This is a genomic window from Bacillus sp. CPT56D-587-MTF (genome assembly GCF_058792335.1).
In genome coordinates this window covers 1356419-1370283 of sequence record NZ_JBYTEF010000001.1, presented here as the reverse complement: position 1 = coordinate 1370283, position 13865 = coordinate 1356419, and the positions used below count along the sequence as shown (strand labels likewise).

The following is a 13865-nucleotide window of genomic DNA, read 5'->3' as shown; positions in this document are numbered from 1 at the left end:
ACAATCCCCTTCCCTACCTTTTCAATTCAACGATTTCAACGTACATCTTTCCATTCTTCGTCAAAATCTTTCCGGTTCCAATCTCTTCATTCTCAAGCATAAGACGCACCGTATTTTTCGTTGAATTTTCAAGACGATACAATGTACCTTTCGTAATATGAAGCAGATCTTCAATTTTCTTTTTCGTATTTCCGATTTCAAAATAAATTGTTAACGGAATATCATCTTGTAATTTCAAATCTAGCCAACTCCCATATCATGTTCACGAAAATTTCATGTTCTCTCTATATATGAAACTTCTTATTTTGAAACGTCGATATTTAATATTTTTTTAATATATCCTTGCGTTTCTTTAAATGGCGGTACGCCTCCGTACTTTCTCACATTACCAGGACCAGCATTATAAGAAGCAAGCGCCAATACTAAGTCGCCGTTATTTTTCTTTAAATAACCGCTTAACTCTTTCACGCCACCTTCAATACTTTCAGCTGGTGAAAATGGATTCTTCACACCCATCTCCTTCACATTCGCTGGCATAAGCTGCATAAGACCCATCGCACCTGCATGTGATACCGTTTTCGGATTAAAATTAGACTCTACTTCAATCATTTTTTGAATTAACGTTTTCGGAATTCCATATGTACGACTTACACGATCAATAATATCCTCATACTTCCCTTCATTGGAAGAACGTATTTTTTGAATATTATACTTCTTCGTTAATTCCCACGTATCAACAGCCTCATTTTTCGTTTCTGGGAAACGTCGTTCAAACTCTTTTTGCGCAACTTGCACTTCATCTGCTTTCTTCGTTTCAGCCTTTTCTTCAGACTTACTCGCTTCCTCTACTTTATTAATAGTTTCTACGGGTTTATTAACAACCGCTTCTATTTTCGTAGATTGTACCGGCTGACTCATATCTTCTACTTTTGCCGGCTGCGTAGTTTCTTTCGTCTCCTTCGCAGGCTCACTCTGCAACTTCTCTTGAAAACGACTACTAACGAATGCTTGTGGACTACTTAGCTTTTGCTGAATTTGCCCTTTTTTATATGCAAGCACTTCTTTTACTATATTTCCAACTATCATAATATCACCTTTTCGGTAAACAAAGATAATCTAATATTAGAGTTTTTTTTTAAAGTTTGCAATAATCCTTTTAATAATTATGTAATAAAAAAATGAATATATTGTTAAACTGTTATTTTTTTATATTTATTAATTCGAATTTTTAGTTGACACCCGTTGTGGCAAGGATTACAATAAATCTCGAAATTGATTTTTTCGTATATTACCGTTTTTCAATTTGCAGAAAAGTCAATATAAAAAAATGGGGGTTTCTTAACATGAGAATTAATACAAACATTAACAGCATGCGTACTCAAGAGTACATGCGCCAAAACCAAGCTAAAATGAGCAACGCTACGGACCGTTTATCAAGCGGTAAACGTATCAACAACGCTTCTGACGATGCAGCAGGTCTTGCAATCGCAACTCGTATGCGTGCTCGTGAAAGTGGATTAGGAGTAGCAGCTAACAACACACAAGACGGTATGTCTTTAATCCGTACAGCTGACTCAGCAATGAACTCAGTATCTAACATCTTACTTCGTATGCGTGACCTTGCTAACCAATCTGCAAATGGTACGAATACTGATGACAACCAAAAAGCACTAGATAAAGAATTTTCTGCATTAAAAGAACAAATCGATTACATTTCTAAAAATACAGAGTTTAATGACAAAAAATTATTAAATGGCGAAAACAAAACTATTGCTATTCAAACTCTAGATAATGCAGACACAACTAAACAAATTAACATCAATTTAGCTGATTCTTCTACTAAAGCATTGAAAATTGACGAAATTACAATTTCTGGGTTAAGCACAACAGAAACTACTAAAGTTAAACTTACTGATGATGATATCAAGGCTGTTCAAGCGGATATTACTACAGCAAAAGAAGCATTCTCAAAACTAACAGCTCCAACAACTCCGGGCACTGGTTCTACTGCAGGAGAAATTAAAAACGCTGTTGATGCATTTAAGGGGGCATATGAAAAAGTTAAACCTCTAATGTCTAAGGCACAGACCGAAGCCGTTGATAATGCAATTGCAGAATATGCTAAAGATACAACTTTAGACAAAGCTAAGGCAATTGGTACAGCATTTGTTGCTCCTAAAGTAGGAGACGAAATTGAAAAAGGAGTACAAAATGCTTCTGGAGCTATCAAAGCAATTGATTCAGCTCTTGAGTCAATTGCTTCTAACCGTGCAACTCTTGGTGCTACATTAAACCGTCTTGACTTTAACGTAAATAACCTGAAGAGCCAGTCTTCTTCTATGGCTGCAGCTGCTTCTCAAATCGAAGACGCTGACATGGCGAAAGAAATGTCTGAAATGACTAAGTTCAAAATCTTGAACGAAGCTGGAATCAGCATGCTTTCTCAAGCAAACCAAACTCCACAAATGGTTTCTAAATTATTACAATAAGCCATTTGAGTTAGTTTCCTGAATAAACCTCTCTGCTTGCGGAGAGGTTTATTTTTTATAAAAACTTCTTTTTTTTGATGGAAGAGAGCATCTGCAGTGCATAGAAGCGGTTAGTGCTTATCTTGATCCCCTCTTATGCTAAAACACAAATAGCAAATAAGCATAAGCCTTTTTATTTTTTCATGACCTTTTATTAGCTTTAGAACACTGACTATATCAATCTATAAGGAGTGTCTATTATGCGTATTGGTACGAATGTTTTGAGTATGAATGCTAGGCAGTCGTTGTATGAGAATGAGAAGCGTATGAATGTTGCAATGGAGCATTTGGCGACTGATAAGAAGTTGAACAACGCTTCGGATAATCCCGCTAATGTTGCAGTTGTGACTCGTATGCATGCGAGAGCAAGTGGTATGCGCGTGGCGATTCGTAATAATGAGGATGCGATATCGATGCTTCGCACGGCGGAAGCTGCCCTTCAAACTGTGACAAATATTTTACAGCGTATGCGTGATTTAGCCGTTCAATCTGCGAACGGTACAAATTCAAATAAAAACCGTCATTCGCTGAATAAAGAGTTTCAGTCTTTAACAGAACAAATTGGCTATATTGGCGAGACGACTGAGTTTAATGATTTATCTGTATTTGACGGTCAAAACCGCCCTATTACATTAGACGATATCGATCATACGATAAATATGACGAAACATATTCCTCCTTCTCCTACACAACACGACATCAAGATTTCAACAGAACAAGAAGCCAGAGCGGCGCTCCTTAAAATTGAAGAGGCTTTGCAAAGTGTGTCACTTCATCGTGCCGACCTTGGTGCAATGATAAATCGTTTACAGTTTAATATTGAAAATTTAAATAACCAAAGTATGGCGTTAACAGATGCTGCATCACGAATTGAAGATGCAGACATGGCGCAGGAGATGAGTGATTTTTTAAAGTTCAAATTATTGACTGAAGTTGCAATTAGTATGGTTTCACAAGCGAACCAAATTCCGAAAATGGTCTTTAAACTACTACAATCATAAAAATTAATCTTCCATTTTTGGAACGATTCCATACAAAACAAAAGGGAAATACATATAAACTATGTATCTCCCTTTTATTTTGTACCCAAATTTTATTACTGTGTTACCGTCATAACTTGTCCGCTACGGTCAACCATTATTTTCATTTTACCGTCTTGTGCATTATATAGCCCTAGTTTATGTAATTCCATTTTACAATCTTGTACGAAAGTTGGTAATTTACGAATTTGATCGATATCAGAACTTGTAATGAAATGAATTAAAAGCTGCGTCATACCTTTAATATCTTGTACAAGCTCTTCTTTCTCTCGTTTTAGCCTTTCATTTTCTAGTTGTAACGACTGCAATTCACCTTCTAAGCTACGTGTATTCTTTGCTTCTCTAGAACGCCCTGCTGCCATGCTAGAAAGCTTATAAATACCTTCCATAAACTGATGTAGTTCGTCTTCTTTCCTTTCACTACATTGATTAATTGTTTCAAAGTTATCAACGATACCAGATATAACTGTTACAAGATTTTTTTCATCCTCTTTATGCTGGATTTCTTCTTTTAATTCGTACTCATTTTTTTGTTTTCTTGCAACGATTGTTTCTTTTACTGGTATATATTTTCGCTTTCGTCCTGGTTTTTGTTTTTCAATATTTTCAAACGGTATTTCACGTTTTTTCAATTTATAATACGTATTTTGCAATTGACTTTCTGTTTTTGGAAAAAGATTTAGTTCATTTTTACTTACGTATTTTGAAATATTTAAAATGTTTAAACCGTGACGTTGACAAAATTGATACACTTCATACAGTAGCTCTAGTTCAGACTTCAGCCATGTAATTGCTGATTTTTCATATGCTCGCATCCCGCCATTTTTTTCTATATCTATTTGAAATAATACCATTCTATTATGTAAATCAACTAATTCTTCATACTTTACTTGGAATTCTTTTTCTATTTTTTTAAATTCCACCTCTAGTTGCATATCGTTCATTTTATTATTTGACATGTTTTGTAAAAGACCTAATACATTAATTGCTGTGTGGTGATACATAATCTGTGCCACTCCCCCTCATCCTTTCACAATTCTCATCTGACTCCCATGTCTTTTAAGAAAATAGCAATTTTTACATATCCATATTATAACAGTTCGAAATTATCTGTCAAATAATAAACATACAAAAATGTATAGAAAGTATAAAAATTTGGAAAATGTTTTTTATTAATATGCAAAATTGCATATTAATTACATTTAATTATATTATATGGTATTTTGAATATTTTTTCACCGAAAAAATTTGCGCTACCACGAAATATTAATAAAATAACCATTGAAAATGCGTTTGCTTATATTTTTAAATCAAAAATCTTCAAATGAAGAATTTTCATACATACAGCACCAAACACCCCAGAAACCTTTCATTTTTCTACCAGCTTAAAGTATAGAATACTAAAAAGGAATTAGCCATATGTAGCATTGGCTAATTCCTTCCTCTCTCTAACAGAATAGAGTTATAAACCCAGTCTTCAAATCCTCAATCGAAGTCTCACTTCTTCTTACCTAAAACTACTTCATACCTCTGAACTCACATCGCATGAGACTCTATTAAGCACTGAAAACTTCCTTACATAAGTACTTCCTCTATTCCTACTAAATAGAAAAATGTTATACACCAGCTCTTCTAGTTACCTATATCTCAACATCGCATAGGGCTCTATTAAGCACTGACCGCTCAACACTTAGCTAGAGCTTCTATTCTGGCTAAATAGAAGTTTTTAAAGCACTAACTTATCAACTAAACCAATTAGCTCTTGAATATCTGGCTTACTTACTTGAGCATTTGCTCCTACAGCTTCACCTTTATGGAATAATTCATTTGTAATTAATGAAGAGAAAATAATGACTGGTAAACGATTCATTACTTCACTATCCTTAACCACTTTCGTTAAATGATGTCCATCCATTTTTGGCATTTCAATATCCGTAATTAGCAGGTGAATATGTTCAAACATTTTTTCACCTTGCTCTTTCGCTAATTTTTCAATTTGTGCTAACGCTTCTGCACCATTGCTGAAGAAGTTCATTTTCGTATATCCAGCTGATGATAATGTTTCTTCTAATATTTGGCGAAGCATCGCTGAATCTTCTGCAATATAAATTACTTTTTCAGCTCGATCTGTTTTTTGTTCTAACCCTGCAATTGATTTATTGTCATAACCAGTGCCGCTAATTTCACATACAATTTTTTCATAATCTAATAGTAAGATGATTTTGCCATCTAGTTTTACAATACCAGATGTCGTTTCTTCTAGTCCCATAGATAATGAAGCTGGTTCATCAATTTGTTCCCACGAAATACGTTGAATACGATGCACTTCATCAACGCGGAAAATGACTTTCATTTGGTTTAATTCTGAGATGATAAATTTCGTTTGATCAAGTGGCTTTGTTGACTTTAAATTAAGAGCCATTGCCAAGTTAATAACAGGTAAAATTTCACCACGTACTTGAACAACACCTTCAACTGCATGATGAGATTCTGGCACAGTTGTAACAGGGAATGGATTAATGATTTCACGTACTTTCATTACATTAATACTAAATAGGTTTTCACCAACAGTGTACGTAACAATCTCTAATTCATTTGTTCCGCTTTCTAATAAAATACTTTGTGCTTGTGACATAAAGGTGTCGCTCCCCTTCCATTAATTCCGTATATCTAATTATTAAGCTTTATAAAAGCGAAAAAGTCAACTACCTATATAAAAAATATAGATAGTCGAACGATTCATTTTATTAAAAAACAATTAATCTTGTATAAACGAAGCAAGTGCCTCTAATAACACTTCTTGTGCTCCTACAATTTCCGTCGGCATTGCTTCCCATTTTTTCGAAAGCTCGGTCTCTACTCTTATTCTCAGCTCAGAATTCATTTCTGCTAGCACATATTCTTTCGTTGCTATATCAACATCAAGTAGCGCGAGTGCATATAATTCCGGGTCATTTATTTTTTCGAATAATCGCTTTAATACTACCGGTGCTATATGTTTTAATTTTTCAATATGAATTTCCTTATCCGAAAATAGTAACTCATATTGAATAAACGTAACATTTTCTTTAATCACTTTAAAATAACAATTATTTTTTTTATCATTCACAAAATAACCGTTTGGATCTGCGATAATACTTTCTACTTTACGAATTAAATCTGGCAAACTATTCGCCGCCATTACAGTCCGCTGCTCAACCTCACTCGGCGAAATGAATGTAACGCGATACTTATTTTGCGCCATCCTCCTCACCTCTCCTTTTATAGAAATTCAGTCTAATTGTATACTACAACTACCTTAAATTAACTTAAAACTCTTTTATATTACCACTTCTTACACTACCATACTACTCTAGTAACTCTACATATCTCTGGTCTTACACATCGGTCGGGACTCTATTAGGCACTAACCGCTCCAAAACATCGCCAGGTCCTCTCTCAAAACCTAAAAAGTGCTTTTAAGAACCTTTCAATAACTCTATGTTATTAAACCAAAACGCTATTTGCTGATTCGTAATATTTGGCAACATAACAAAAAACTCACGACACTTCATCTCATCCTTAAACAGTTGATACTTCCAAACGCTATCGCTACCAACACTTATGAAATAAAACTCATGGATACGGCCAATGATTGCTTGTTTTTCACCAAATGAATACGGAGGCACTTGCTTAATTTCAAATTGATCTGGTAAATATACATGCTCTTCTCGTTCTATTTTTAATACTTGCTCGGCAAGTTCACGTTTATTTTCGAAAAAAGGCAATTGTAAAATTCGCTCTTGTCTTGTCATACGAATAAAAAACCCTTTCTACTCCATTACATTTTTTCCTTACGATATATTATCGAATTAAGTTTACAACTTCATTTAATACTTCATCTGAAACTTTAATTACTTTCGCATTTCCTTGGAATCCGCGTTGGTATAACATTAAGTCAACGAATTCTACAGATAAATCTACGTTTGCACCTTCTTGTGCACCACCGCGTACTTTACCTGCACCGTTTTGACCAGATGCACCAAGAGCTAAAATACCTGTTGTATTCGTTGCTGTATAGTTACCATTACCTGTTTTCATTAGTCCGCCTTCGTTCGGGAACATCGCAACAGCTAATTGACCTGCAGATTTCATACTTCCATCAGAATATTTTACCATTACGTATCCACCGTCAGCAATGAAGCAATCTTTAACCGTTGCTGCTGCTCTACCATCTACGTCTGTTACTGATAATGTTTTATCTGTTGGATGATTGGTTAAATGGCTTAAATCTAATTTTATAGAGCCGCCATCAAATGGAATATTGGCTCCTTGCTCTTTCGGATTTGGATTTCCAACAGCATCAAATGTCATATTACCACCTGCACCTGGAACATCTTTAAACTCTGTTTCTTTTTTCGAGTCATTGCGCATTTGTACTTTATATGTATAGTTATGTTCACTCGTTTGTTTAAACTCTACACGCATTGTCCATGTATTTCCCGCATTATCATATACAGGTAAATCTTGTGTAATTTGTTTTTCACCAGTTGGAATATTCCCTTTAATTGTCCCTTTCGATGTTCGAATACCACCAATTGCTGTTCCCATTGGAATTTGCAACGGTCCTGGAATTCCAGATAAATCAACTTCACCAGTTGCCTCATTTGCAGGGTATGCAAACACGTATTGACCTTCAGTATTCGTAATATAGTAATCTGAAGATATCCCAAACGTACCTTTACGAGTAAATTCCATATTTCCGCCTTTTGAATCACCTACAACGAAGAAACCATTACCTTCCATTGCGGCTTGTGTTTTGCCACCTGTTAACGTAATTGTACCATCACTATAATCCGTAACTGTACCACTCATTTTCACACCATTACCAATACTTTTCGGATTTGTTCCGGCGTATTTACCGTCACCTTTTGCACCAATCGAATTGTTATATAGTAAATCATCAAACATTGCTTTTTGTTTTTTATAACCTACTGTTTGTGCATTGGCAATATTATTTGAAGTTACACTTAATGCATTTTGTGTTGCATTCATTCCTGTGATACTTGTATATAACGCTTTAATCATAACGTATGGACACTCCTTATGAATTTGTAGTTTTTACTTCTTCAGTTACTTTTTGATCGTCTTTCTTTGCGTCTTCTGGATTCGTTTCTCCAATCGGTTTATCAGACACTCTCTCAACGAAACGAAGAGATACAACTTTATTATTAATAACGAGCTGCACATCGTTATTTTCTGCAAGGCGAACTGTCTCTACTTGACCAGTTACTTTGTTTCCTTCGCCGTCAACACCTCTTACGTATTTCCCTAAAAACTTCATTCCACCATCAAGTGCTGTTGAATACATCGTTGATTGCAGCTTATCTACTGCTTTCGTCATATTCTGTACTTGTTCCATAAGAGATAACTGCGCTGTCTGATTCATCATTTGATTCATATCCATCGCATTAAATGGATCTTGATGTTGGAAACTTGATAAAAATAATTTTAGGAAATCATCTTTCCCCATTACCCCAGGAGTCTTTTGCGCTCCTGCTGAAACTCCATTACTTTGTTGCACTGGCGATTGTACACCATTAACAGGTACATTACTTTTTTGCGCTCCTGCTTGTAACGGAATATGATTTGTACTCGTTGTATTTAATCCAACTGTTGGCACGCTTTATTCCTCCAATAATCCCGCAAATTCTGTTGATTGTTGTTTTTCATGATTTGTATTTGCTAATTTTTGTTTTTGCCTTTGCTCTTGTTCTCGCTGTTCTTTACGATTTTCATCTTTATCTGAATAGCTAATTTGAATATTGATTTCTTTTTCTTTTAACTTTAATCTCAATTCATCAAAAATGATTTCAACACGTTTTTTCGCATCGTGTTTTTCCATTTCTACGTGAACGTCAATTTGATCTCCGTGTTTTTTCATAAACACTGTTAATGTACCAAGTTTTTCTGGATTTAACTGGAATAAAACACGTTCTTGTTTCACTACAAATTTTTGCAGCGCTTCTACTTGCGCTTCCATTTTCTTTCCTAAGTCAGGTAATGAAACTTTCTCAGCACCACTATTTGATTTCCCTACTTGTTCGGTACTCGTCGTTTTATTTAATAATTCTGCACCTGCAGAGCTCGAATCGTTTAATGCATCAACTTCTGGCAACTCTACCTTTGCATCATCGCTCTCAAGTTTCGGAAGATCTACCTCTTTAGACTCTTCTTGTTCCTTTGCAATATTACAAGTTTCTGTTTCTACAACCTTCAATGCTTGCATCGTTTGCTCTGGCATCTTCATTTTGTCTAATACCATTTGCATTGTATCTTCTAAACATATAGCATTTTTGATATTCATATTTGAAAGAAGTTCTTGTAATTGTTGTAATTCAGCTGCAGGTAATTCATTAAGTTTAATATTGCCATATTCTTTATATAGCTCTTGTATTTTTTGTATGTATTGATATAACAATTCCGGCTGCACATGTAATTGCTCAATTGCAACCATTTGCTCAGATACAGCTAATAACAACTGTTCTGTCTCTTTTTTTTCTTCTTTCTTTACAATTGGTTCTTCTTTCGTTACCGATGGTTTAGAAAGGTTATATTCTTTTTTCTCTTCTTTTGGTGCTTCTTCTCGTTTCGTTTTCTCCGTTTTCGGCTGCTTTTTATTTTCGATTCTCATCGTACGATCGAATGAAGAATCTTCATTTTTCGATTGTACTTCTAGCCCTTTTTCTTTTTGCGGAGGTAAACTTTGTTGCACCGGTAATACAGACTGTATCACTACATTCACCTCATCCATTCATACACATTTTCAAATCCAGAAGCATTTTTTCTTCCAGCTTTTCTTGTGCTTTCGCAAGCTTTCTGCAATCTTCTTGATACATCTCATCAATGACACGTTCTTTTTCTTTTACTTGCTCTAAAAGGCTTTCATTTTTTTGAATAAAACCTTCTGTTTTTTTAATTTTTCGATTCCATTCTTCTATTCTTTCAGGTGAAAACGTATGTGAAGAAAGCATGCCAGCCATAATACGTTGCCCAGTTTGTACGACTTTACTACGCGATTTCACAACATATAAATCATATTCTTTTTTTTGTTCTATTTTTCTTTTTTCAGCTGTTAATTCATACACTTCTTTTAAAATATGCTCTTTTTCTTGATTTATTTGCAATTTTATTGTGTCGTACTGCTGTTTATCCACCTGTTTTCATAGCCCCTTCCTATTATAACGTTCTCTTTTTCTATTATATAGTTTTTTTCAAAAAAATCTGTGAAATATTAAAAAACAAAAAAATAAGACCTCTTGGGCAGAGGCCTTATACTATATGGTGTATCGCTTCAACGATATCATCAAATGGGAAACTATCCGATCGGCCTTGCTTTAAAAATGTATTTATGCCTTCTACTTTATTTTTACATTCAAAAATATAAGCATTTTCTTCATTTTCTTGAATCGTTCCTAACTTAAAATACAATTCATTTTCTTTATAAATTGATAAAATCTTTCTCATTTCATTTGCAAGTTGCCAATGATGTGGTGAAACGATTTCTTCCATAATCCTACTTACTGAATCTAATACTGAAATTGCAGGATAATGACTAAGCGTTGCAAGCTCACGCTTTAATACGATATGTCCATCTAAAATACCACGTGCTAAATCTGGTACAGGACCATTTAAATCGTCCCCATCAACAAGCACCGTATAAATACCTGTTATAGATCCCTTTTGTGTTTTACCGGACCGCTCTAACAGCTTCTTCATATAACTTTCCATTAATAGTGTTTTACCACCAATCGGTAACTCTTTAACAGCAATATCAACACTTCTTCGTGCATCGGCAAAACGAGTAACAGAGTCCATCATAAGTAATACGTTATTACCTTGATCACGGAAGTATTCAGCAATAGACGTTGCGAGTTTCGCTGCACGAAGTTGCATAAGATGACTTTCATCTGACGTCGCTACAACAACGACGCTTTTTCGCATACCTTCCTCGCCTAACTCTTTTCGAATAAAGTCTTTTACTTCCCGGCCACGTTCTCCTACTAAACTAATAACGTTTATATCAGCTTTTGCATTTTTTGCTATCATTCCAAGTAAAGTAGATTTACCAACACCTGACCCAGCAAAAATACCAATCTTTTGACCGATACCAATTGTTAGCATAGAATCAATTGATTTTATTCCTGTTTCAAATACATCGGTAATCTCTTCACGTTCAAATGCATGTATAGGCGGTGCATCTAGTTTTATTTTCTGTAATGGAATGTTTTCAGCTTTCTCATTTAACACTTCACCATTTGCACTTAACACTTTTCCGAGCAAGTGATTACCACGTGGTACAACAACATCCTCTGAAACTAGTGTCACTGAATCTCCATAACATACTTTTTCTGTCTGTTCAAATGGAAGTAGCATATTATTTTCTTTTTCAATAGCAATCACTTCACATAAGACGTTATGTTCTCCAACGAAGCAAACATCTCCGATCTTCGCTTTCGGCCCTTTTGCTACGAAAAACTGTTCTTGTACACTATGAACTTTGCCTACTTTCGTATACAGCGGTGTTTCAATGAACTTATTCCATTTTTCGTTCTCATTCATTAACAGGCGGCTCATACATTTTGCTCCTCAAATAACTTCTCTTCTTCCCATTTCTGACGAAGTTTCGCAAATATAGGTGCAAATTTAAATTCAAAGAACTCTTTCTCTTCTTCCAGAACAAATTCACCAAACTGCAGGGAGAAATCATATTTCCATTCTACTAATTGTAGTAACCAATATTCTTTCGTATTCTCCTTCTCTTCTTGAATACGTTCAAACGTTTCTGGATGTACTGTAATGATTAATTTTTCAAACGAAGTTGGCAATGTTTGCACGATGCCAGTTAAAATAGGTAGCACATCAAGCAATCGTGAATCTACCGCTTGATTCACGATTTTTTCTGCTAAATGAAATGATTGATCCCATAATAACTCTGTCCATTCATATGCTATTTCTTGTTGTTCTTTTTGAAACTGCACACGCGCTGCTTCCATCTGTTCCATTTGTTCATGAATATGCATTTGAAATTGTTCTTTATCTTGTAATAACTGCTGACGCTCTCGTTCTAGCATTTGCTGCTCTTGCCTTAGCTGATTCATTTCCATATGTAATGATTCTTGCTGGGCGCGAAGCTCTGCATGATCTGCTTGTAATTCTTCCTCTTCTATTTGGACTGAAGCTGGTTTTGGAAATTGTAATTCATACGTTTCTTCAGAAAAAGAAACAGAATTCTTCGGAATTCTGTTTTTAAATAAGGACATCCTCTTCACCTCTTTGAACGATAATTCTTCCTTCTTTCTCTAGCTTTTTCACTGTACCAGTGATCGTTTGCTGCGCTTTTTCAGCATCCGTCATCTTATTAAGCGGTCCTAAGCCATCTAATTCTTCTAGAATCATCTCTTTACGGTTTGAAGACATACATGTAAATAATTTCTCTTTAATTTCTTCTTTTGCAATTTTAAGTGCTTTCGCAAGAACACCGTTATCTGTAATTTCTTCTAATACACGGCGAAGCGCAAGATCTTCAAGACCAAGTAAGTCTTCAAAGACAAACATATTTTCTTTAATTTTCTCAGATAACTCATAATCGACTTCATCCAGTTTTTGAAAGACTGTTTTTTCAACGCCTCGTGAAACATTATTTAAAATGTTTACGATTGTTTTCAAGCCATCAGTTTTATTAATTGCACTAAATGCCATATTATTCAATTTCGTTTTTAACAACTCACCAATTTGATTAATTAATTCACCATCAACTTGTTCTAGTTTCGCAATCCCCATTACCGTTTCTACTCGCTTATGATCTGGCAATCTCTCAATTAATTGAGACGCAAGTTGCGGTTTAATATAAGAAGCGATAATTGCAATTGTTTGTGGTGACTCATCATTAAGCACTGTAAGAAGTGGTTCTAAATCTGTAAGTGAATTTAAGAATTCAAATGGATTATCTTTGTTATACCAAAGGTCTTCCAATAATTTTTCCAGTTCGTCTTCTGGCATGTTTTTAAATATACGACGAATATACTCTTTATCTGGAGTGACTAAGTTCAATTCTTTTACATTTAGTTCATATAAGAACTCTCCTAGTACATTCTCTAACGTTTCTGGTTTATATACACGAAACTTCGCAATTTCACGAAGTAATACTTCTTTTTCCTCAGCTGTCATATATTCAATGACTTTTGCTGCCACCCCTTCGTCTAATGTACGAATGAGGATGGCAGCTTTTTCTTTGGAGGAGATTTCATCTAACATC

The 13865-nt window shown here is 34.9% G+C and carries 15 protein-coding genes; 2 read left to right on the top strand and 13 right to left on the bottom strand.

Annotation, left to right across the window (positions count from 1 at the left end):
* Positions 1-13 precede the first annotated feature (13 nt).
* Complete coding sequence (locus tag AC3WVZ_RS07180) at positions 14-238, bottom strand: flagellar motor switch protein FliN (protein ID WP_000775712.1); 225 nt, start codon at positions 236-238, stop codon at positions 14-16.
* 62 nt (positions 239-300) lie between these two features.
* Complete coding sequence (locus tag AC3WVZ_RS07175) at positions 301-1086, bottom strand: lytic transglycosylase domain-containing protein (RefSeq protein ID WP_048656977.1); 786 nt, start codon at positions 1084-1086, stop codon at positions 301-303.
* A 257-nt stretch (positions 1087-1343) separates the two neighbouring features.
* On the opposite strand from AC3WVZ_RS07175, the gene AC3WVZ_RS07170 reads away from it, so the two are divergent.
* Positions 1344-2489 (top strand): flagellin N-terminal helical domain-containing protein, encoded by a 1146-nt coding sequence (locus AC3WVZ_RS07170; RefSeq protein WP_233936224.1) that lies wholly within the window; start codon positions 1344-1346, stop codon positions 2487-2489.
* 239 nt (positions 2490-2728) lie between these two features.
* Positions 2729-3529 carry a flagellin N-terminal helical domain-containing protein gene (locus AC3WVZ_RS07165; protein ID WP_233936222.1) on the top strand — a complete coding sequence of 267 codons (801 nt, stop codon included), beginning with the start codon at positions 2729-2731 and terminating at the stop codon, positions 3527-3529.
* Positions 3530-3624: 95 nt separating this feature from the next.
* Here AC3WVZ_RS07165 and AC3WVZ_RS07160 read toward each other — a convergent pair whose 3' ends face one another.
* The 11 genes from AC3WVZ_RS07160 to AC3WVZ_RS07110 all read right to left on the bottom strand — a co-directional run bounded on the left by AC3WVZ_RS07160 (position 3625) and on the right by AC3WVZ_RS07110 (position 13864).
* Positions 3625-4572, bottom strand: a complete 948-nt coding sequence (locus tag AC3WVZ_RS07160; RefSeq protein WP_049108342.1) for a DNA-binding domain-containing protein — start codon at positions 4570-4572, stop codon at positions 3625-3627.
* A 722-nt stretch (positions 4573-5294) separates the two neighbouring features.
* A complete protein-coding gene (locus tag AC3WVZ_RS07155; RefSeq protein WP_000075943.1) occupies positions 5295-6203 on the bottom strand; it encodes a chemotaxis protein in 909 nt (302 codons plus the stop codon).
* Positions 6204-6326: 123 nt separating this feature from the next.
* Complete coding sequence (locus AC3WVZ_RS07150) at positions 6327-6812, bottom strand: hypothetical protein (RefSeq protein ID WP_000068301.1); 486 nt, start codon at positions 6810-6812, stop codon at positions 6327-6329.
* Between the two features lie 214 nt (positions 6813-7026).
* Positions 7027-7362: a DUF3964 family protein gene (locus AC3WVZ_RS07145; protein ID WP_086409076.1), complete on the bottom strand. Its 336-nt coding sequence runs from the start codon at positions 7360-7362 to the stop codon at positions 7027-7029.
* A 49-nt stretch (positions 7363-7411) separates the two neighbouring features.
* On the bottom strand, positions 7412-8635 hold the full coding sequence (locus AC3WVZ_RS07140; protein WP_000588320.1) for a flagellar hook protein FlgE: 1224 nt from the start codon (positions 8633-8635) through the stop codon (positions 7412-7414).
* 16 nt (positions 8636-8651) lie between these two features.
* Positions 8652-9230, bottom strand: a complete 579-nt coding sequence (locus AC3WVZ_RS07135; RefSeq protein WP_001143463.1) for a flagellar hook assembly protein FlgD — start codon at positions 9228-9230, stop codon at positions 8652-8654.
* Between the two features lie 3 nt (positions 9231-9233).
* On the bottom strand, positions 9234-10343 hold the full coding sequence (locus AC3WVZ_RS07130) for a flagellar hook-length control protein FliK (protein WP_000616450.1): 1110 nt from the start codon (positions 10341-10343) through the stop codon (positions 9234-9236).
* 10 nt (positions 10344-10353) lie between these two features.
* Complete coding sequence (locus AC3WVZ_RS07125) at positions 10354-10764, bottom strand: hypothetical protein (RefSeq protein ID WP_000360859.1); 411 nt, start codon at positions 10762-10764, stop codon at positions 10354-10356.
* Positions 10765-10879: 115 nt separating this feature from the next.
* The gene (fliI, locus tag AC3WVZ_RS07120; RefSeq protein ID WP_017672970.1) at positions 10880-12184 is read right to left on the bottom strand and encodes a flagellar protein export ATPase FliI; all 1305 of its coding nucleotides are present in this window, start codon (positions 12182-12184) and stop codon (positions 10880-10882) included.
* Positions 12181-12870, bottom strand: coding sequence for a FliH/SctL family protein (locus tag AC3WVZ_RS07115; RefSeq protein ID WP_000051695.1), 690 nt, complete (start codon positions 12868-12870; stop codon positions 12181-12183). The genes fliI and AC3WVZ_RS07115 overlap by 4 nt, the downstream gene beginning before the upstream one ends.
* Entirely contained in the window at positions 12857-13864 is a 1008-nt protein-coding gene (locus tag AC3WVZ_RS07110; protein ID WP_233936220.1) for a flagellar motor switch protein FliG, read from the bottom strand. The genes AC3WVZ_RS07115 and AC3WVZ_RS07110 overlap by 14 nt, the downstream gene beginning before the upstream one ends.
* Position 13865 lies beyond the last annotated feature (1 nt).